The sequence below is a fragment of the Fuscibacter oryzae genome, from assembly GCF_016765795.1.
In the GTDB taxonomy this organism is placed as follows: domain Bacteria; phylum Pseudomonadota; class Alphaproteobacteria; order Rhodobacterales; family Rhodobacteraceae; genus Fuscibacter; species Fuscibacter oryzae.
In genome coordinates this window covers 143,678-163,072 of record NZ_JAESVP010000001.1, presented here as the reverse complement: position 1 = coordinate 163,072, position 19,395 = coordinate 143,678, and the positions used below count along the sequence as shown (strand labels likewise).

The 19,395-nt window shown below is 65.0% G+C and carries 18 protein-coding genes; 15 read left to right on the top strand and 3 right to left on the bottom strand.

What is annotated here, in order from left to right:
• Positions 1-47: 47 nt before the first annotated feature.
• Entirely contained in the window at positions 48-926 is an 879-nt protein-coding gene (locus JI744_RS00755; protein ID WP_202657350.1) for an RNA polymerase factor sigma-32, read from the bottom strand.
• 49 nt (positions 927-975) lie between these two features.
• On the opposite strand from JI744_RS00755, the gene cobU reads away from it, so the two are divergent.
• The 4 genes from cobU (at position 976) to JI744_RS00735 (ending at position 4,645) form a co-directional block, all read left to right on the top strand.
• Positions 976-1,527: a bifunctional adenosylcobinamide kinase/adenosylcobinamide-phosphate guanylyltransferase gene (gene cobU, locus JI744_RS00750; protein WP_202657348.1), complete on the top strand. Its 552-nt coding sequence runs from the start codon at positions 976-978 to the stop codon at positions 1,525-1,527.
• A complete protein-coding gene (locus tag JI744_RS00745; RefSeq protein WP_202657346.1) occupies positions 1,524-2,093 on the top strand; it encodes a histidine phosphatase family protein in 570 nt (189 codons plus the stop codon). The genes cobU and JI744_RS00745 overlap by 4 nt, the downstream gene beginning before the upstream one ends.
• Before the next feature lie 73 nt (positions 2,094-2,166).
• Positions 2,167-3,036 carry a glutathione S-transferase gene (locus JI744_RS00740; RefSeq protein WP_202657344.1) on the top strand — a complete coding sequence of 290 codons (870 nt, stop codon included), beginning with the start codon at positions 2,167-2,169 and terminating at the stop codon, positions 3,034-3,036.
• A gap of 73 nt (positions 3,037-3,109) precedes the next feature.
• A complete protein-coding gene (locus JI744_RS00735) occupies positions 3,110-4,645 on the top strand; it encodes a YifB family Mg chelatase-like AAA ATPase (protein WP_202657343.1) in 1,536 nt (511 codons plus the stop codon).
• Positions 4,646-4,681: 36 nt separating this feature from the next.
• On the opposite strand, the gene JI744_RS00730 is transcribed toward JI744_RS00735, so the two are convergent.
• Positions 4,682-5,338: a TerC family protein gene (locus tag JI744_RS00730; RefSeq protein ID WP_202657341.1), complete on the bottom strand. Its 657-nt coding sequence runs from the start codon at positions 5,336-5,338 to the stop codon at positions 4,682-4,684.
• Positions 5,339-5,500: 162 nt separating this feature from the next.
• Between JI744_RS00730 and JI744_RS00725 the strand changes: the two genes are divergently transcribed.
• On the top strand, positions 5,501-6,844 hold the full coding sequence (locus JI744_RS00725) for a phospholipase D-like domain-containing protein (RefSeq protein WP_202657339.1): 1,344 nt from the start codon (positions 5,501-5,503) through the stop codon (positions 6,842-6,844).
• Entirely contained in the window at positions 6,841-7,566 is a 726-nt protein-coding gene (locus JI744_RS00720) for an endonuclease/exonuclease/phosphatase family protein (RefSeq protein WP_202657337.1), read from the top strand. Before JI744_RS00725 ends, JI744_RS00720 begins: the two co-directional genes overlap by 4 nt.
• Here the strand turns inward: JI744_RS00720 and JI744_RS00715 are convergent.
• Positions 7,542-8,528: a 2-hydroxyacid dehydrogenase gene (locus JI744_RS00715; RefSeq protein ID WP_202657327.1), complete on the bottom strand. Its 987-nt coding sequence runs from the start codon at positions 8,526-8,528 to the stop codon at positions 7,542-7,544. The two genes, JI744_RS00720 and JI744_RS00715, sit on opposite strands and share 25 nt — an antisense overlap.
• 136 nt (positions 8,529-8,664) lie before the next feature.
• Between JI744_RS00715 and JI744_RS00710 the strand changes: the two genes are divergently transcribed.
• The 9 genes from JI744_RS00710 to JI744_RS00670 all read left to right on the top strand — a co-directional run bounded on the left by JI744_RS00710 (position 8,665) and on the right by JI744_RS00670 (position 19,365).
• A complete protein-coding gene (locus JI744_RS00710; protein ID WP_236019186.1) occupies positions 8,665-9,354 on the top strand; it encodes an SH3 domain-containing protein in 690 nt (229 codons plus the stop codon).
• A 146-nt stretch (positions 9,355-9,500) separates the two neighbouring features.
• On the top strand, positions 9,501-10,142 hold the full coding sequence (locus JI744_RS00705) for a TetR/AcrR family transcriptional regulator (RefSeq protein WP_202657325.1): 642 nt from the start codon (positions 9,501-9,503) through the stop codon (positions 10,140-10,142).
• Positions 10,139-11,323 carry a pyridoxal phosphate-dependent aminotransferase gene (locus JI744_RS00700; RefSeq protein ID WP_202657316.1) on the top strand — a complete coding sequence of 395 codons (1,185 nt, stop codon included), beginning with the start codon at positions 10,139-10,141 and terminating at the stop codon, positions 11,321-11,323. Before JI744_RS00705 ends, JI744_RS00700 begins: the two co-directional genes overlap by 4 nt.
• Positions 11,320-12,897: a 5-guanidino-2-oxopentanoate decarboxylase gene (locus tag JI744_RS00695; protein WP_202657314.1), complete on the top strand. Its 1,578-nt coding sequence runs from the start codon at positions 11,320-11,322 to the stop codon at positions 12,895-12,897. Before JI744_RS00700 ends, JI744_RS00695 begins: the two co-directional genes overlap by 4 nt.
• Positions 12,898-12,999: 102 nt before the next feature.
• Entirely contained in the window at positions 13,000-13,665 is a 666-nt protein-coding gene (locus JI744_RS00690) for a hypothetical protein (protein WP_202657312.1), read from the top strand.
• Positions 13,666-13,756: 91 nt separating this feature from the next.
• Complete coding sequence (locus tag JI744_RS00685) at positions 13,757-14,539, top strand: transporter substrate-binding domain-containing protein (RefSeq protein WP_202657310.1); 783 nt, start codon at positions 13,757-13,759, stop codon at positions 14,537-14,539.
• A gap of 57 nt (positions 14,540-14,596) precedes the next feature.
• Positions 14,597-15,403 carry an amino acid ABC transporter permease gene (locus JI744_RS00680; protein ID WP_202657309.1) on the top strand — a complete coding sequence of 269 codons (807 nt, stop codon included), beginning with the start codon at positions 14,597-14,599 and terminating at the stop codon, positions 15,401-15,403.
• Between the two features lie 107 nt (positions 15,404-15,510).
• Positions 15,511-17,247: a PhoX family protein gene (locus JI744_RS00675; RefSeq protein ID WP_202657308.1), complete on the top strand. Its 1,737-nt coding sequence runs from the start codon at positions 15,511-15,513 to the stop codon at positions 17,245-17,247.
• Between the two features lie 102 nt (positions 17,248-17,349).
• Positions 17,350-19,365, top strand: coding sequence for a M3 family metallopeptidase (locus JI744_RS00670; protein ID WP_202657306.1), 2,016 nt, complete (start codon positions 17,350-17,352; stop codon positions 19,363-19,365).
• Positions 19,366-19,395 lie beyond the last annotated feature (30 nt).

Below are 19,395 nucleotides of genomic sequence, written 5' to 3'. Positions count from 1 at the left end.
GCCCTCCGCTGCCCCAGACTTAGGCGGCGCGGGGGCAGGACGCAACCTTACGAAATCAGAGCCAGCAACTCTGGCGCATCGGCAGTCAGAGCGGCGCGCAGCTTGGCATAGGCGCCGAATTCGATCTGGCGCACCCGCTCTTTCGACACACCCAGCTCTGACCCAAGGGTTTCCAGCGTCAGCGGCCGGTCTACCAACTGGCGGGCGGCCACAATGCGCCGTTCGCGCGGTGACAGATCGGCCAGCGCGCGGCCCAGCCCGTCGCGGATGCGGCGGCCGTCATGAGCGGCGGCAACGATCGCCTCGGGCTGGGGGGCGTCATCGGGGATCAGCTCGATCCATTCGCGCCCCTCGGCATCCGACGCCTGTGGCGCGTTCAGCGAGGCATCGCTGCCCTGCAACCGCGCCTCCATCATCGTCACTTCGGCCAAGGTCACGCCGAGATCGGCGGCGACCATCGTGCGCAGGGTGGCCGCATCCAGCACCTCGCCCCGGTCACGGGCCTCCCGCTCCAGCTTGGCTTGCGTGCGGCGCAGGTTGAAGAACAGCGTCTTTTGCCCGGCGGTGGACCCGGTGCGCACCATCGACCAGTTGCGCATCACGAAATCCTGCAAGGAGGCCTTGATCCAGAAATTCGCATAGGTGGAAAAGCGCACGCCCTGATCGGGGTCAAACTTTTCGGCGGCTTTCATAAGGCCGACCGATGCCTCTTGCACCAGATCGTTCATCGGCGCGCCATAGCGGCGAAACCGGGCGGCGGCGGCGATGGCCAGCCGCAGATGCGCGGTGATCAGCCGGTTCAGCGCGGCGGCATCACGGCTCTCGCGCCAGGCGCGGGCCAATGCCGCCTCGGTCGGGTGATCCAGAAGTTCGGCCTTGCGCGCTTGGCGCGAGAGGTCAAGGTCGGTATACCGGGCGCGTTCCATGCCAATCCCTTTCCTTCCCATGCGGTCGAAAGGGCTACGGAGAAAACGCGTGCCCGGATCACATCTTTTGCAAGGTTTCCCCAGAGTGTCGCTGGTGGTCGGGGGCGCGCGGTCGGGCAAATCGCGGCTGGCCGAAGGTTTGGTGCGCGCCGCTGGCCTGCCGCTGACCTATATCGCCACCGCGCAGGCCTGGGATGACGAGATGGCGGCGCGGATTGCCCAGCACCGTGATGACAGGGGCGGGGGCTGGCAGACGGTGGAGGCACCGCGCGACCTGTGTGGCGCCTTGGCGGGCGCACAGGGCGCGGTTCTGGTGGATTGCGCGACCTTGTGGCTGACCAATGTGATGCTGGCCGAAGGCGATCTAGGCACCGAAGTGGCCGCCGTTTTGGCGGCCTTGCAGGCTCATCCCGGCCCGGTGGTGGTGGTGTCAAACGAAGTGGGTTGGGGTATCGTGCCCGAAAACGCGCTGGCCCGGCGGTTCCGCGATGAACAGGGGCGGCTGAACCAGCAGATCGCGGCGCTGGCCGATCTGGTGGTGGGCGTGATGGCCGGTCTGCCGATGGTGCTGAAGGGCGCATTGCCCGAGGGGGCAAGATGAGGTTGTGGTGGGTGCGCCACGGGCCGACGCATGAAAAGGCGTTCTGCGGTTGGCGCGATGTGCCGGCCGATCTGTCCGACCATGCGGCGGTTGCGCGGTTGCAGGCATTTTTGCCCGATGCGCCGGTGGTCTCGTCGGACCTGATCCGCGCGCGCGCCACGGCGGATGCGATTGCCGGGGCACGGCCCCGCCTGCCCGATGTGCCCGGTCTGCGCGAATTTCATTTCGGCGATTGGGACGGCATGCACTGGGATGACGTTTCTAATCGCGACCCCGACCTGTCGCGCGCTTATTGGGAGGAGCCGGGCGACATCACGCCCCCCGGTGGCGAAAGCTGGAACATGGCGGCGGCGCGGGTTTCGCAGGCGGTGGCGGGGCTGGTCGCTGTGCCGCGCGCCGATCTGATCGTGGTCGCGCATTTCGGGGTGATCCTGTCCCAGCTTGCCCCGGCGCTGGGGCAAACCCCGGCCGAGGTGCTGGGCCAAAAGATCGACAATTTGTCCGTCACCTGCCTTTCCTATGACGGACAAGGCTGGCAGGCCGGGGTGATCAATCACTGTCCGTGATGGACAGCCCCACAAATCACGGCTTTTCCTGATGGGTCATCGCCCCTAGCCTGTGGCAAAAGGGGACGTATTGATGACCTATGATCTTGTGATTGGCGACCGGGGCTATTCCAGTTGGAGCTTGCGTGGCTGGCTGCTGTTTGATGCCTTTGGCATTCCGGTGAAAACCCATCTGGCGCGGCTTTATTCGGACGCGCTGCCGAATATGCTGAAAGCCTATCACCCGGCCAAGACCGCCCCCACCATGCGGACCCCCGATGGCGTCGTGGTGCCCGAAACCATCGCCATCGCCGAAGAGCTGGCCAGCCGCCACCCTGATGCGGGCCTGTGGCCATCCGACCCCAAGGCGCGGGCGGTGGCGCGGGTGCTGGCGGCAGAAATGCACGCCGGGTTCGTCGCCCTGCGCGACTATTGTCCGATGAACCTGCGCGTCAGCTATACCGGCTGCGAACCGCCTGATGAGGTGTTGGCCGATCTGGCCCGGCTGGAAACCATCTGGGACTGGGCGCGCGACCAGACCGGCAGCACGGTTTGGCTCTGTGGTGACTATTCGGCGGCGGATGCGTTCTTTGCCCCGGTGGCCGCCCGCATCGCCGGGTATAATCTGCCGGTTTCCCCGCGCCAGATGGCCTATGTGCAGGCCCATCTGGCGCATCCGTCGTTCCGCCGCTGGCGGGCGATGGGGCTGGTCGATGGCGCGGATCAGGACTTTTACCGCCGCCCCTATCCGCGCCGCCCTTGGCCCGGCCCGGTGCCCATGGCCGCGCGGGCGGTAGAGGGGGCGGAGGCTCAAAACACCGCCTGCCCCTATTCCGGCAAGCCCGTGACCCATGTGCTGGAGATCGAAGGCCGTCGCCTTGGCTTTTGCAACGCCTTTTGCCGCGACAAGACCGTGGCCGACCCAGAGGCTTGGCCGAAGTTTATGGCGCTGTTGCGGGGCTAGGCCGGGAGGCGGCGCGCATTAACCCATCCTTAATTCTTTGCCCCTAGCCGTTAACCATTGGGCGAGGTGGAAAATGATGGTGCGGGCCTTTACCGTGGCGTTCGAGGGGGTCGAGGCGCGGCTGGTCGAGGTGCAATGCGCGGTCTCGCCCGGGGTGCCGTCATTCACCCTTGTGGGCCTGCCCGACAAGGCGGTGTCAGAGGCCAAGGAACGGGTGCGCGCCGCCCTTTCTGCGCTGTCCATCGCGCTGCCATCCAAGCGGATCACCCTGAACCTGTCGCCCGCCGACTTGCCGAAAGAGGGCAGCCATTTCGACCTGCCCATCGCCTTGGCCCTGCTGGCGGCGCTGGAGATCATTCCGAAGGACGAGGTTGAACATACCGTTGCCTTGGGCGAGCTGGCGCTGGACGGGCGGCTGATCGGCGTGGTGGGGGCGCTGCCTGCGGCGATGGCGGCGGCGGCAGAGGGCAAGGCGCTGATGTGCCCGCGCGCCAGCGGAGCCGAGGCGGCCTGGGTCGGCGCTGCCGAGGTGCTGGCCCCCGCCAGCCTGAACGATGTTGTGCGCCATTACACTGGGCAGGCCCCCCTGACCCCGGCCGAGGCCGGAGAGGTTGCGGCCCCCCCGGCGGCGCGCGACCTGCGTGACGTCAAAGGGCAAGAGCGCGCGAAACGGGCACTGGAAATTGCCGCCGCCGGGCGACACCACATGCTGATGGTCGGTTCTCCGGGGTCGGGAAAGTCGATGCTGGCGGCGCGGTTGCCGGGCATCCTGCCGCCCCTGTCAGCGGCGGAAGCCTTGGAAACCTCGATGATCCATTCCTTGGCCGGGCTGCTGACCGAGGGCGGGATTTCCCGCGACAGGCCGTTTCGCGAACCGCATCACACGGCATCCATGGCGGCGATTGTGGGCGGCGGCAAGGGGGCCAAGCCGGGCGAGATCAGTCTGGCCCACAACGGCGTGCTGTTTCTGGATGAGTTTCCCGAATTTCCCCGCGCCGTGCTGGAAACCCTGCGCCAGCCGATCGAGGCGGGCGAGGTGGTGGTGGCGCGGGCCAACGCCCATGTGCGCTATCCCTGCCGGTTCCTGCTGATTGCCGCCGCCAACCCCTGCAAATGCGGCTATCTGTCCGATCCGGGCCGCGCCTGCACCCGCGCCCCGGTTTGCGGCGACGATTACATGGGCCGTATCTCCGGCCCGCTGATGGACAGGTTCGACCTGCGGGTCGAGGTTCCACCCGTCGCCTTCACCGATCTGGACCTGCCGCCCAGCGGCGACACTTCTGCCACGGCGGCCCAGCGTGTCAGGGCGGCGCGCGACCGCCAGCAGGCCCGGTTTCAGGACCATCCGGGCCTGCGCGTCAATGCCGATTTGGAGGGGCGCTTGCTGGAGGAAGTGGCCACCCCCGACGCCGAAGGCCGCGCGCTGCTGGCGCGGGTGGCCGAACGCTTTGGCCTGTCGGCGCGCGGCTATCACCGGGTTTTGCGCGTGGCGCGCACCATCGCCGATCTGGAGGGCAGCGCTGCGGTGCGTCAGCCCCATGTCGCCGAGGCGCTGGGCTATCGCTTGGCGATGCCGGGCAAGGCGGCGGGGCGGTTGGCGGCGGAATAGGCGCAATGAAAAGGCCGCCCGAAGGCGGCCTGATCGTCAGAGCATTCCCAAAACAATCGGCTCCACCTGATGCCAACCTTCCCAGATCATCTTGAGCGCGACATAGACGATGATCAGCAGGCCGACATAGGCGATCCAGCGGTATTTGTTCAAAAGCCGCGCGATGAAGGTGGCGGCAATGCCCATCAGCGCGATGGACAGGACCAGACCCACCACCAGAACGGTGGGGTGTTCGCGCGCGGCCCCGGCCACGGCCAGCACGTTATCAAGGCTCATCGACAAGTCGGCGATGACAATCTGCCAGGCGGCTTGTGCAAAGGTTTTGGTCGGTCCGCCACCGGCCACGGTGCCGTCGGCGTTGATGTCCTCGCCGGTCAGCGCCTCTTCGGCACGGTTCTCATCGGCATGGCCTTCGCGCAGTTCGCGCCACATCTTCCAGCAGACCCACAGCAGCAGAATGCCGCCTGCCAGCACCAGCCCGACAATGCCGAGCAGGTAGGTTGTCATCAGCGCAAAGCCGATCCGCATCACCGTCGCGGCCAGAATCCCCACCAGAATGGCGCGCCCGCGCTGTTCCTTGGGCAGACCTGCTGCCGCAAGGCCGATCACGATGGCATTGTCGCCCGCCAGCACCAGATCGATGCCGATGACCTGCAACAGGGCGATGAAGCCCGGATAGGTGAAGATTTCCATGGATGTCCCGGTCTGCTTTGTTGTTGTGCGGTAACTAGGAATTGATCACGGGTGATTCAACCCGCCTTGTGTACTCATTCTACCCGTTTCGACCGATGATTTTGCCCGCATCATCCGCGACAGCCCTAGGATAAGGCCGGGTGCGCGGCTAGCATGGGGCCTATGTATCTGCTGTTGGAACACCTTCTGGTCGTCCTTGGCGTGCTGGCTGTCGCGCTGGCGATGGTGCTGGCGTTGCAGCAACGCCGCTCGCCGCAATCCTCTGTCGCGTGGATATTGTCGATCGTGCTGCTGCCCTATGTAGCACTTCCGCTGTTCCTGGTTCTGGGGGTGCGCAAGCGGGGCCGCCGCTTTGCCGCCATCGACTTTTCCGACATCGGCGGTCTGACCGAGGATGCCGATGCCATGGCGCGCACCTTTGCGGGGCTTGGTGCGCCCGCGCCGCTGGCGGGCAACCGGATCGCGCTGCACCGGACGCCCGAGGCGGCTTTGGCCGAGCTGTACGACATGATCGACCGGGCGACAGAGCGGCTGGATATCCTGCTTTACATTATCGAGCGCGACGACAGTGGCCGCGCCTTTGTGCAGCGCCTGACCGAAAAGCTGCATCAGGGGGTCGAGGTGCGGTTGAACATCGACCGGCTGGGCACCCTGTCGCGCCCCCGCCGCGCCTTGGCCGATTTCGTTGCGGCGGGCGGCAAGTTGCAGTTCTTTTCGCCCTTCCTCAACATTCGCGCGGGCGGGCATCTGAACCTGCGCAACCACCGCAAGCTGGTGATTGCCGATGGCGCGCGCGTCTGGGCAGGCGGGCGCAATGTGGGTGATGTCTATCTGGCCAACCCCGGTGCGCCGTGGCTGGACCTTAGTTACACGGTCGAGGGGCCAGTGGTGCGGGCCTTTGCCGATGTCTTTGCCGCCGACTGGGCGCAACCTGGGGCCGATCCGGCACCGCAGGTGATTGCAGCCGAAGGCCCCGCCACCCTGCAACTGGTGCCCGCCGGCCCGGATGAGCGGCTGGACGTGCTGCATGACGGTCTGGTCAGCGCCATTCACCGTGCCGAGGCCCGCGTCTGGATTGCCACGCCCTATTTCATCCCGACCGAGGCCCTGTCGCTGGCGCTGACCACGGCGGCGCGGCGCGGGGTGGATGTGCGGATTTTCCTGCCCGACCGTTCCAACCAATGGACCGCCGATCTGGCCCGCGGTGCCTATCTGCGCGAGGCGGCGCGCGCGGGTTGCCGGGTCTGCCGCTTCTTGCCCGGAATGCTGCATGCAAAGGCCGGGTTGATCGACGGGGTGGGCTGGGTCGGATCGGCCAATTTCGACGTGCGCTCGATGTTGCTGAATTTTGAACTGGCGCTGTTCCTCTATGACCGCGACCCTGTTGCCGAACTGGAAGGCTGGTTTGCCAGCCTGCAACCCGATTGCGCGCAGGGTGTTCTGCCTTCGGGGGCAGGTCGGCGGCTGATGGAAAGCGTATTCCGGCTGGGGGCGCCGATCCTGTGACGATCAAGCTAAGGGTTGCCACCTATAACATCCGCAAGGCGCTGGGCACCGATCGCCGCCGCGATCCGGGGCGTATTCTGGCGGTGATCGCCGATCTGGGCGCCGACATCTGTTTGCTGCAAGAGGCCGATTTTCGCCTGCCGCCGCGCCCGCCGGTGTTTGACCGGGCGATGGTGCTGGACCGCACCGGGCTTGTGGCGCTGAATTTCGATCATGGCCGCGACAGTCTGGGCTGGCATGGCAATGCGATATTGGTGCGCCCCGATCTGCACATGACCGCCCGCCGCCATTTCGACCTGCCGGGGATAGAGCCGCGCGGCGGGGTGATGGCGGAGCTGGAGATCGAGGGGCAGGCGCTGCGGGTTCTGGGGGTGCATCTGGGGCTGCTGCGCCGGTCGCGCCGCCAGCAATTGACGGCGCTGAACCGGATGCTGGGGCAGGGGGCCGACAGGCCCACGCTGATCGCGGGCGATTTCAACGAACGCTCGCTGGCGGTGGGTCTGGGCCGTCTGGCACCGCGCTTTCGCATTCTGGCGGGCGGGCCGACCTATCACAGCCGCCACCCGCTTTTCGCGCTGGACCGGATCGCCGTGACCGGCGGCCTGACGGCCGAGGATATCCGCGTCTTTCGCAATGCCGAGGCGGCCCGCGCCTCGGACCATCTGCCGCTGGTGGCGGATCTGGTTCTGACTAATGGTCAGAGCATCGCGGGAACCACCTGATCCGGCGGACGGTGGCCGTCGGCGAAGGTCTTGATGTTGATAATGACTTTCTCGCCCATCTCGATCCGGCCTTCCAGTGTGGCCGATCCCATATGGGGCAGCAGAACCACATTCGGCAGGCTGCGCAGTTCGGGGTTCACATCGGTGCCGTGTTCGTAAACATCCAAGCCCGCCCCGGCAATCTCGCGTGCCTTTAGCCCCCGGGTCAGGGCGTTTTCGTCAATCACCTCGCCGCGCGAGGTGTTGACGACGACGGCTGACGGCTTCAGCAGCTTCAGCCTCCGCGCATTCAGCAGATGGAAGGTCGAGGGGGTATGCGGGCAGTTGACCGTCAGCACATCCATCCGAGCGATCATCTGGTCGAGGCTGTCCCAATAGGTCGCCTCCAGCTCTGCCTCGATCTCGGGGCGGAGGCGGCGGCGGTTGTGGTAATGGACCTGCATGCCAAAGGCGCGGGCGCGCCGCGCCACGGCCTGCCCGATGCGCCCCATGCCCAAAATGCCCAGACGCCGCCCGCCCAGACGCCCGCCCAGAAACGCAGTGGGCGCCCAGCCCTGCCATTCCCCGGCCTGCATGGCGGCCAGCCCTTCGGGAATGCGCCGCGTCACCGCCAAAATCAGCGCCAAGGTCATGTCGGCGGTGTCTTCGGTCACCACGCCCGGCGTGTTTGACACCAGAATGCCCCGGCTGCGCGCCGTGGCCACATCGATATGGTCAAACCCCGACCCATAGCTGGCGATCAGTTTCAGCCGCTCTCCGGCCTTGGCGATCAGGCCGGCGTCGATCTGGTCGGTGATGGTGGGCACCAGCACGTCACAGGTGGCCATCGCTTCGGCCAGCTCTTCGCGGGTCATCTTGTCGTCGGTTTCACGCAGGCGGACATCGAACAACTCGGTCATCCGCGTCTCGACGGGTTCGGGCAAGCGTCGCGTCACGACAACACTCAGGCGGCTTGCGGGCATCCGGCTTTCTCCCTGTGCTTCCAAATCGGCACTCTTGGTGGCAAAGTGCCGGGAAGCGGGGCGCTGCACAAGCCCCGGCAGAGGCACAAACCGCCCCCGGCAGCACTATGTCGCGGGGCCGGAAGGAGCGGTTCGGATGAACTGGGCAAGATCGACGGCCATGGCTTTGGCCGTTCTGGGCGCAACCGGCCTGATGTGGGAGGTGCGCCATGCCGCCGCCCAAGAGGCCACGCAGCAAGCGGGGGCCACTGCAACCATCGTCATCAAGCCCAAACCCAACCGCCCTCTGCCGCGCCCGGAAGCGCCCGCAGCCGAGGATGCCGCGACAGCGGTGCTGGATGAAACCGTCCCCCCCGAGGCCGAAGAGGCCGCACCAGAGGTTGCGCCGAACGAGGCAGGTCGTGGCCCGGTCACCAACCTGCCCCTGCCGCGCTATGTCAGCCTCAAGGGGGGCGTCGGCAATGCCCGGCGCGGCCCCGGCGTGACGCACCGCATTGACTGGGTGTTCACCCATGCCGGTATGCCGCTGCGGGTGACGGCAGAGCATGAGAACTGGCGCCGGGTCGAGGATGCCGAAGGCATGGGGGGCTGGGTTCACTACATTCTGTTGTCGGGTGTTCGCACTGCCCTTGTGACGGCCGAACTGGCCGAGTTTCATTCCAGCCCCGATGCCGGGTCTGACGTGGTGTTCAAGGCCGAGGCGGGTGTGATCGGTCGCATTCTGGAATGTGAACCCGACTGGTGCCGCCTGAGTGTTGAGGGTGACAAGGGCTGGTTGCCAAAACAGTCGCTTTGGGGTGTCGATCCCGGTGAAATCATTGAATGATTGGCGGCTTTTTCGCCTCGCATTCAATTTGACCAAAGGTCAATTGCGTCGGAATATGTCTGTGACTCGTCGCTAATTGGGTTGAGGCTCGGCGGGGCAGGCCCTTTACTGACGCTATTATACATTCGTATAACAACGGGGCCGCGATGACAGGCGAACGGCGCAGCTATCGTCGTGAAAGCGAAGAATCGCGCCGCGAGGCGCTGGTTCTGGCCGCGCTTGATCTTTTGGCCGAAGGCGGGCCTGCGGTGGCCACCGTGCGCGCGATTGCAGATCGTGCCGGGGTGACACCGGGCCTGATCCGGCATTATTTTGCGGGCAAGGATGACCTGACCCGCGCCGCCTATCGCTATTTCATGGAGCGGATGACGGCGGAAAGTGTTGCGGCCATGGCGGCAGGCCCGGATGATCCGCGCGCGCGCCTGTCGCGGTTCGTCACCAGCTCTTTGCGCCCCCCGGTGATGGAGCCACTGCGCCTGTCACTGTGGACGGGGTTTCTGCAACTGCTGCACAGTGATCCTGAAATGCGTGCCATCCACCGACAAACCTATCACGGCTACCGCGACGTGCTGGAGGCGCTGATCGTGGCGCTTGCCCGGCCCGGCACCGATGCCGCGCGCTGCCGCGCCGACGCCATCGCCTGCAACGGGGTGATCGACGGGCTGTGGCTGGAAGGTGCGGCTTTGCCAGAAGATTTCAGTGGCGATCTGATTGAACAGATCGGGCTGCGGGCGGTGGGGGCCATTCTGGGCGCCGACCTGCCGGAACCGGAAAAGGACCACCCATGAGATATGCACCCGTAACCGACCGGCTTGCCGGGCTTGGCGGGGCCAAGTGGCAGATACATGCCCGCGCCCGCGCGATGAAGCACGCAGGTGAGCAGGTGATCGAACTGACCATCGGCGAGCCGGACGTGCCCACCCCGCCCGAGCTGATCGAAACCGCCGCCCGCGCGATGGAGGATGGCCGCACCGGCTATTCCAACGGTCACGGAGAGGCTGGGCTGCTGCGGGCGCTGGCCGCCCGTTATACCGCGCGGCGGGGCCGGGCCTTTGGGCCGGACAACATCATGACGCTGCCGGGCACGCAGACCACGCTGTTTGCCGTTCTCAGCGCCCTTGTCACCGACGGGGACGAGGTGCTGCTGGGCGATCCGCTCTACGCCACCTATGAAGGGCTGGTCGCTTCGACCGGGGCCACGCTGGTGCGGGTGCCGCTGCGGCCCGAAAACGGGTTCCGCATGACGGTGGCCGATGTGGCCGCCCGGATCACGCCGCGCAGCCGGGTGCTGTTCCTGAACACGCCGCACAACCCCACGGGTGCTGTATTGCGGCGCGATGAGATTGCGGCCTTGGGCGAACTGGCCCGCGCCCATGACCTGTGGATCCTGTCGGACGAGGTGTATGAGGAGCTGGTGTTCGACAACGTGGCCTTCGCCTCGCCGCTGGATTTCGCGGAACTGGCCGAACGCACGATTGTGGCCTGTTCCATTTCCAAATCCCACGCGGCACCCGGGTTCCGGTCGGGCTGGTGCGTTGGGCCGGTTGAGTTCATCCGGCGTCTGTTGCCGCTGTCGGAAACCATGCTGTTTGGCAGCCAGCCCTTCATTGCCGACATGACGGCGGTGGCGGTGGCCGAACCTTCTGCCGTCGCCGAAGGGATGCGCGCCCGCTTTGCCCACCGCGCCGCGATGATCGCAGGCCGCTTGCAGGGCGTTGCGGGCCTGCGCGTGCATCAGCCAGAGGCGGGGATGTTCGCGCTGATCGATGTGCGCGCCACTGGCCTTTCGGGTGAAGCCTTTGCGCTGGCGCTGTTGGAAGAGGAAAAGGTGGCGGTGATGCCGGGCGAAAGTTTCGGGACCACCTTGCAAGGCTGGCTGCGCGTCAGCCTGACCCAGCCCGATGCGCTGATCGCGCTGGCCTGTGACCGTATCGCCGCCTTTGCCGCCCGGCAGGAGACCAAAGCATGAGAACCGTGGGAGAACGTCTGGTCGAGGGGCTTCATGCCCGTGGGGTCGAGGTGATCTTTGGCATTCCCGGCGTGCATACCGTGCAGCTTTATCGCGGGCTGTCGGGCAGCCCGGTGCGCCATGTGACGGCGCGCCACGAACAGGGCTGTGCCTTCATGGCCGATGGGTATGCGCGCGTGGCGGGCAAGCCGGGGGTCGCTTGTGTCATCACCGGGCCGGGCATCACCAATGCGCTGACCGCGATGGCGCAGGCGCGCGAGGATTCGGTGCCGATGCTGGTGATTTCCGGCGTGAACCGGCGCAATTCGCTGGGCAAGGGCCTGGGCCTGCTGCACGAATTGCCCGATCAGGCGGCCATGGTGCGCGCGCTCTGCCCGTCGCGCCAGATCGCCACGCCAGAGGATGTCGGCCCCGCGCTCGACTGGGCCTTTGCGCAGATGCTGGGGGGGCGCCCCGGCCCTGTGCATCTGGAGGTGCCGACCGATGTGATGCCTTTGGACTGCGCCGAACTGGCCGCCCCGGTGGCCATGCCCGCGCCGCCGGTGGCCAGTGCAGATCAGGTGGCGCAAGCGGCACGGCTGTTGAATGCGGCGGGCAGGGTGGTGATCCTGACCGGGGGGGGCATGCGCGGGCAGGGTGCTGCGGTGCAGGCCCTGGCAGAGCGGCTGGATGCCCCGGTGATCCAGACCACCAATGCACGCGGCCAGATGCACGGCCATGCGCTGACCGTGCCCGCTTCGCCCAGCCTGGAGGCGGTGCGCGCCCTGATGGCCGGGGCCGATCAGTTGATCGCGCTGGGAACCGAGTTTGGCCAGACCGATTACGATATGAACCTTGCGGGCAGCCTGCCCGACACCTCTGGCATGATCCGGGTCGATGTTTGTGCCGACCAACTGGCGCGCCATCCGGCGGCGCTGGCGGTGCAGGCCGATGGGGCCGGGTTCGTCGCCGCGCTGCTGGCGCAATTGGTGCAAAAATCGGGTGACGGGGCCGCGCGGGCCGAGGCGGCGCGCATTGCCGCGCGGGCCGAGGTGGGGCTGCTGGACGCCAAGATGCCCCCCCGTCTGGCCATGGTCGAGGTGATCCGCGCCGCGATGCCCGGCGCGCTGATCGTGGGGGATTCAACCCAGCCGATCTATGCTGGCAACCTGTATTACGACCACGACCGCCCGAATGCCTGGTTCAATGCGGCCACGGGCTATGGCGCCTTGGGCTATGGCCCCGGTGCGGCGGTGGGGGCGGCGGTGGCGGCCCCCGGTGTGCCGGTTGTCTGCCTGATCGGCGATGGCGGGTTGCAGTTCAGCCCCGGCGAATTGCGCACGGCGGTGGATGAGCGGCTGCCCATCACCTTCCTTGTCTGGAACAACGCTGCCTTCCGCGAGATTGCCGATGCGATGCGGGGCGCCAATACCGAGGTGATCGGCTGCGATCCGACGCCCCTGAACCTTGAACCCTTTGCCGCCGCCTGCGACCTGCCGTTCCTGTCGGTGCCGCAGGAACCGGAAATGCTCGACTGGGCGCTTCGGCAGCCATGTGATGGCCCAAGGTTGATCGAGGTGCGGGTCAGCGATTGATCTGTATCGATCGCCCTCAAGCTCAACTTCCGTCGCCAATCCTGTGAGTAGGCTGTGGTAAGATCGTTTGCAAAGCAGACGAACGCCCCAAAGGATAACTATATGCCGATCCGCTTTAAGATATGGGTGTCGGCGCTGATTTGCGGCCTGCTTGCTGTTTGTGGCTTTGTGCTTTTCCTGCCGCCGTTCCCGTTCTATCACCCCGCGACGGCAACACAGTGGATCCCTAAGCTTGCCAGAAATGCTGCGTGTCTGCCCGCCTATATCGGGCAGGTGGCGACGGACATTTATGTCGTGCAATATGCCAATATGGCGTTCTGGCTCGGCTTATTGGGATTTGGGTTGGGCGCGAGTATTTCCCTTGCCAATGGGCAAATGACGTTGCTGAAAAGGCCGGGTGTTGTGGACAAGGTTCAACCTGTGTCTCCGGTGAAAATCGGAAACTCCAGTACGCCGACCGATAGGTGGAATATCGCGCGAAACCGGATCGTCAGTGCGACCAAACTTGTATGGGCATTTTCGGTGTTGTTTAGTTTGGCTTTTGTACTCCCTTGGTGGACAGGCTTTCTTGGCAGCGCCTGCGGTTGGCTTAATGACGGCTTCCCGCTCTACCGCGCGTTCCAAGGACTAGCTCCCGCCACGATGTCCGGTTTTCTCTTTTTCAATATTGGATGCGTTTTTGCTATCGTGTTTGGCTTGGTGACCGGACGTCTCTCAATGTTCGAGACTGTAGAGGATACGTCCCCATCCGCAGGCCCAGACGGCTGAAGCTGCCCTGCCCACCCTGATCAGCGCGTCTTGCACTTCGCGCTGATCCCCTGCCATAGTCCCGCATCGCTCTGTGACAGGGAGTCCACCTATGAAAACCGCCGCCCTTCTGGGTCTGACGCTGGCCCTTGCCAGCCCCGCCCTTGCTGCCGACCTGCCCGACCTCAAGGGGCGCGAGGTGGTGATCGTGACCGAAAACGCCTATCCGCCGCTGCAATTCACCGGCAGCGATGGCAAGGCCATCGGCTGGGAATATGACGCCGTGGCCGAGATTGCCAAGCGGCTGAATATCACTGTGAAGTATGAGAATACCTCTTGGGAAGCGATGATACCGGCGGTGGCCGAAGGCCAGTATGACATGGGCATGACCGGCATCACGATTACCGACGAGCGCAAGGAAAAGGTTGATTTCTCGGCCCCCTACATGCGGTCGGAAAGCGTGATGCTGGTGCGCGGTGATGAGGCGCGCTTTACCGATGCCAAGACCTTTTCCGCCAACCCCGATCTGTTGATCGGCGCGCAGGCGGGCACGACCCCGTTCTATACCGCTGTCTATGCCGTGCTGGACGGCAACGAACAGAACCCGCGCATCAAGCTGTTTGAAACCTTTGGTGCCAGCGTTCAGGCATTGAAGGCGGGCGATGTTGATACCGTGCTGACCGATGCCACGGCGGGGCAGGGCTATGTGGCCACTTCGGAAGGGGGCCTCAAGATCGTGGGCGAACCGCTGGGGGCCGAGGATTTCGGCTTCATCTTCCCCAAGGGGTCCGATCTGGTTGTGCCGATCAATGCCGCCATCGACAGCCTGCGCGCCGATGGCACGCTGGATGGTCTGAACAAGAAATGGTTCCTTGATTACAAGATGGGCGAATAAGCCCTTGCAGCCCCCGGCGCCGTGTTTTCACTGTGCTTGCCGGGGGTGGCCTTGCCGATGATCCCCCAACCCAAACCCGACAGTGATTTTCCATGGTGGCTGGTGATCCTTGTGGTCATCGGCGCTGTGCTGTTCTGGCAGGTGCTGGCCAGCGACATCTATGCCGCCGCGCTTGGCACGCTGGCCAAGGGTATCGGCGTGACGGTGGGGGTGGCGCTGGTGGCCTATCTCGGGGCGTGCCTGATCGGGCTGGGGCTGGCGGTGATGGGCCTGTCGCGCCACAAGGTGCTGCGGCAGGCTGCGCGGCTTTATATCGAGGTGATGCGCGGCATTCCCATACTGGTCCTGCTGCTCTACGTCGCCTTTGTGCTGTCGCCGGGGCTGGTCTGGCTGGTGAACAAGGCGCTGTCGCCCTTGGGGTTTGCCGAATGGCGGGCGCGGGATTTCCCGCTGATCGCGCGGGCGGTGATTGCGCTGATGCTGGCCTATTCCTCCTTTCTGGCCGAGATTTTCCGCGCTGGTTTGCAGGCGGTGGACAAGGGCCAGATCGAGGCGGCGCAGGCCCTTGGCCTGAACGGCTGGCAACGGTTTCGCCACATCGTCTTTCCGCAGGCTTTCCGCATGATCCTGCCGCCCCTGGGCAATGATTTCGTGGCGATGGTCAAGGATTCCTCGCTGGTGTCGGTGCTGGGCGTGGCCGACATCACCCAGCTTGCCAAGGTGACGGCGGCGGGAAACTTTCGCTACTTCGAAACCTACAACGTCGCGGCGCTGCTGTATCTGACGATGACCATCGGCCTGTCTCTGGCCTTGCGACGGCTGGAGGACCGCTTGCGCGCCCGCTCTGGGCGGTCTGGCGCCTGATCGTCAAAGGTTCACGCAACCGTCATCGTGCTGGCGGTCAGGCTGTTACCTCTCAGCCCCAGACCGGGCCAGGGCGTCATGCCTTTTACGGTATTTCAGGGGCGATCATGAAACTGCATTCCATCCTACTTGCGGCCACCGCGCTGTGCGGCACGGTTGGGCCGGTTCTGGCGGGCGATCTGGGCTTTGCCCCGGTTCCCGTTCCGGCTGATGATGCCGCCAAGCGGTCGGTTGTGGTGTCGGACAACGTGACACTGGACGGCGTGGCGGTGAAGACCGGCTATCATGTCCTCTATCGTTCGGGCGACAAGCTGGGCGAGGCGACTTTTGCCGAAATTCTCGACAAGGATGGCAAGCCCGCTTCGGAAAAAGGCCCTTCGACCAACCCGGATTACACCTCGTTGCTGCCGATTGGCGGCAAGGTGTTCTCGGTCACCCATTTCGAAGACCTGCCCGCAGGCATGTATGTCAGCGAACTGGCGCAGGATGCGGATGGCAACCTGAAGCCGGTCTGGACCAAGCCGGTTGATTTTTCGGCCGTGGGCGGGCTGTGGAACCCCTGTGCGGGGTCGGTGACGCCGTGGAATACCCATCTGGGTTCGGAAGAATACCCCACCGACGCCCGCGCCGTTGAAGCGGCCAAGGAATTGAAGGATCTGGATGAGGAAGCCGTCCAGATGGCGGCCTATTTCGGCCTTGATCCGCGGGTGATGACGGCGGACGAATTCCGCGCTGCGGTGAACCCCTATCGCTACGGCTTCCCGACCGAAGTGACCGTCAGCGAAACGGGCGAAACCAGCGTGGCCAAGCATTTCGCCATGGGCCGGGTTTCGGTGGAACTGGCCAATATCATGCCCGACCAGAAGACCGCCTATATCTCGGACGATGGCACCAACGTCGGCCTGTTCCGCTTTGTCGCCGACAAGGCGGGCGATCTGTCGGCAGGCCAGTTGTTTGCCGCGAAATGGGTGCAGACCTCTGCCGACAATGGCGGCGCGGCGGATATTGAGTGGATCGACCTTGGCCATGCCGATGATGCCACGATCCATGATGCCATCGAAAAGGGCACCAAATTCTCGGATATTTTCGAGACGGCCGATTTCACGGCTGATGGCAAATGCCCCGAAGGGTTCATGGTCTCGATCGCCGAGGGCCGTTCGGAATGCCTGAAGGTGAAACCGGGGATGGAGGCGGTGGCCTCGCGTCTGGAAACTCGGCGCTATGCCTCGATGATGGGGGCCACGACCGAGTTCCGCAAGATGGAAGGTTCGGCCTTTGATCCGGTGTCGAAGACCTTTTTCTTGGCGATGTCCGAAATCGGCAAGGGCATGACCGACAATGACGAAAAGGCCGATAAGGGCGGGCGCAACGACATTCGTCTGGCCAAGAACGGCTGTGGCGCGGTTTATTCGATGGCGCTGGATGATGCCTTTGTCGGCCACAAGATGCAGGCGCTGGTGGTGGGCAAGCCCATCGAATATGCCGCCGATAGCCCCTATGCCGGGCAAACCTGTGATGTGGAGGGCATTGCCAGCCCCGACAACATCACCTTCATCCCCGGCTATGGCACCCTGATCATTGGCGAAGATACCGGCGAAGGCCATCAGAATGATGCCGTCTGGGCCTATGACATGGCCAAGGCCACGCTGACCCGCATCGCCACCACGCCTTATGGCGCCGAGGCGACCTCGGTTGACTGGTACGCCGATGTGAACGGCCATGCCTATCTGACCATGGTCGTGCAGCATCCCTTTGGCGAATCGGATGAAGACAAGATCCAGGACGCTGCCGAGGCGCGTGGCTATGTGGGCTACATCGGGCCGTTCCCGGCGGTAAAGCCCTAAGCAGTCTTGCACAACGCGAAAGGGGGCCGGTCTGGCCCCCTTTCTTCGTCTCTGGTCACGGGCGGCACGGATGCCTAGATTGCCCCGGCAAAGGAGATGCCCATGACCAATGCCCTTCTGTCCGACTGGACCGGCCCGTTTGCCCTGCCGCCCTTCGCCGACATCCGCGACGAAGATTTCGCCCCCGCCTTTGACGCCGCCCTGGCCGAGGCGCGTGCCAACATCGCGGCGATTTCCGGCACTGCCGAGGTGCCGACCTTCGCCAACACCATTGCGGCGCTGGAGCTGGCCGAGGGGCTGCTGGATCGGGTTTCGGGCGTTTTTTACAACCTGTCGGGCGCGGATTCGAACCCGGCCCGAGAGGCTCTGATGCGCGACCTTGCGCCCAAAATGTCGGCCTTTTCATCCGAGGTGACGAACAACAAGGCGCTGTTTTCGCGGATTGAAACGCTGTGGCAGGGGCGCGAAACCCTTGACCTGTCACCCGAGGAGTTGCGGGTTCTGACCCTCTATCGCCAGATGTTCGTGCGGTCCGGCGCGCTTTTGGACGGCGAACAGGCGGATCGGCTGACGGCCGTGAAATCGCGCCTTGCCGTATTGGGCACCGATTTTAGCCAGAACCTTTTGGCCGAGGAACGTGACTGGTTCATGGAACTGGCCGAGGCCGATCTGGAAGGTCTGCCCGATTTCGCCGCCGCTGCCGCCCGCGCGGCGGGGGCCGAGCGCGGGCTGGGTCCGGTTGTCACCACCAACCGATCCTTGATCGTGCCGTTCCTGCAATTCTCGCCCCGCCGCGCCCTGCGGCAAAAGGCATATGAGGCCTGGGTGGCGCGTGGTGCCAATGGCAATGCCAATGACAACCGGGGGATTGCGGCGGAAACCCTCGCCCTGCGGCAGGAACGGGCGAACCTGCTGGGCTATCCCACCTTCGCGGCCTTCAAGCTGGAACCTGAAATGGCCAAGACCCCGCAGGCGGTGCGCGACCTGTTGATGCGGGTCTGGGAACCGGCACGGAAAAAAGCGCTGTCGGATGCGGCGGTGCTGGAGGGCATGCTGCGTGCCGATGGCATTCCCGGCCCGCTGGAGGCCTGGGACTGGCGCTATTACAGCGAAAAGCGGCGCAAGGCCGAGCATGATCTGGATGAGGCGGCGCTGAAGCCCTATCTCAGCCTGGATGCGATGATCGCCGCCTGTTTCGACTGTGCGACACGGCTTTTCGGGCTGGAATTCCGCGAACTGCCCGGCCCGTTCTATCACCCCGATGTGCGGGGGTGGGAGGTCACGCGCAGGGGCGAGCATGTTGCGGTATTCCTTGGCGACTACTTCGCGCGCGGATCGAAACGCTCGGGTGCGTGGTGTTCGGCGATGCGCAGCCAGCGACGGCTGGGCGGTGATGTGCGCCCCATCGTGGTGAACGTCTGCAACTTCGCCAAGGGCGACCCCTGCCTTCTCAGCTATGACGATGCGCGCACCCTGTTTCACGAATTCGGCCACGCGCTGCACCAGATGCTGTCGAACGTGACCTTCGGCTTCATCTCGGGCACCAGCGTGGCGCGCGATTTCGTCGAACTGCCCAGCCAGCTTTATGAGCACTGGCTGGAGGTGCCGCAGGTATTGCAGGCCCATGCCCGTCACTGGCAGACCGGAGAGCCGATGCCCGCCGATCTGCTGAAACGCCTGCTGGGTGCGGGCACCTATGATCAGGGCTTTGCCACAGTCGAATTCCTTGCCTCGGCTTTGGTCGATCTGGCGTTCCACGATGGGGTTGCCCCCGCCGATCCGATGCAGAAACAGGCCGAGGTGCTGGAAGGGCTGGGCATGCCCCGCGCCATCCGCATGCGCCATGCCACGCCGCATTTCGCCCATGTGTTTTCGGGCGACGGTTATTCCAGCGGATACTACAGCTATATGTGGTCCGAGGTGATGGACGCCGACGCCTTTGCCGCCTTTGAGGAAGCGGGCGATCCGTTTGACCCGGCCACGGCGGCGCGGCTGGAAAAAGACATCCTGTCGGCGGGCGGCAGCGAAGAGGCAGAGGTGCTCTATACCCGGTTCCGCGGCCGGATGCCGGGGGTCGAGCCGCTGCTGAAGGGGCGCGGGTTGCTGGACGTCGCATAGGGGGCGGTCTGCCCCCTCGGCCTTGCGGCC

Coding starts and splice junctions, on each gene's coding strand:
- JI744_RS00740 (WP_202657344.1), top strand. CDS start 2,167: ATGACCTATGATCTTGTGATTGGCGACCGGGGCTATTCCAGTTGGAGC.
- JI744_RS00755 (WP_202657350.1), bottom strand. CDS start 926: ATGGAACGCGCCCGGTATACCGACCTTGACCTCTCGCGCCAAGCGCGC.
- JI744_RS00725 (WP_202657339.1), top strand. CDS start 5,501: ATGTATCTGCTGTTGGAACACCTTCTGGTCGTCCTTGGCGTGCTGGCT.
- JI744_RS00685 (WP_202657310.1), top strand. CDS start 13,757: ATGAAAACCGCCGCCCTTCTGGGTCTGACGCTGGCCCTTGCCAGCCCC.
- JI744_RS00745 (WP_202657346.1), top strand. CDS start 1,524: ATGAGGTTGTGGTGGGTGCGCCACGGGCCGACGCATGAAAAGGCGTTC.
- JI744_RS00715 (WP_202657327.1), bottom strand. CDS start 8,528: ATGCCCGCAAGCCGCCTGAGTGTTGTCGTGACGCGACGCTTGCCCGAA.
- JI744_RS00700 (WP_202657316.1), top strand. CDS start 10,139: ATGAGATATGCACCCGTAACCGACCGGCTTGCCGGGCTTGGCGGGGCC.
- JI744_RS00735 (WP_202657343.1), top strand. CDS start 3,110: ATGATGGTGCGGGCCTTTACCGTGGCGTTCGAGGGGGTCGAGGCGCGG.
- JI744_RS00730 (WP_202657341.1), bottom strand. CDS start 5,338: ATGGAAATCTTCACCTATCCGGGCTTCATCGCCCTGTTGCAGGTCATC.
- JI744_RS00690 (WP_202657312.1), top strand. CDS start 13,000: ATGCCGATCCGCTTTAAGATATGGGTGTCGGCGCTGATTTGCGGCCTG.
- JI744_RS00710 (WP_236019186.1), top strand. CDS start 8,665: ATGAACTGGGCAAGATCGACGGCCATGGCTTTGGCCGTTCTGGGCGCA.
- JI744_RS00675 (WP_202657308.1), top strand. CDS start 15,511: ATGAAACTGCATTCCATCCTACTTGCGGCCACCGCGCTGTGCGGCACG.
- JI744_RS00695 (WP_202657314.1), top strand. CDS start 11,320: ATGAGAACCGTGGGAGAACGTCTGGTCGAGGGGCTTCATGCCCGTGGG.
- JI744_RS00670 (WP_202657306.1), top strand. CDS start 17,350: ATGACCAATGCCCTTCTGTCCGACTGGACCGGCCCGTTTGCCCTGCCG.
- JI744_RS00680 (WP_202657309.1), top strand. CDS start 14,597: ATGATCCCCCAACCCAAACCCGACAGTGATTTTCCATGGTGGCTGGTG.
- JI744_RS00705 (WP_202657325.1), top strand. CDS start 9,501: ATGACAGGCGAACGGCGCAGCTATCGTCGTGAAAGCGAAGAATCGCGC.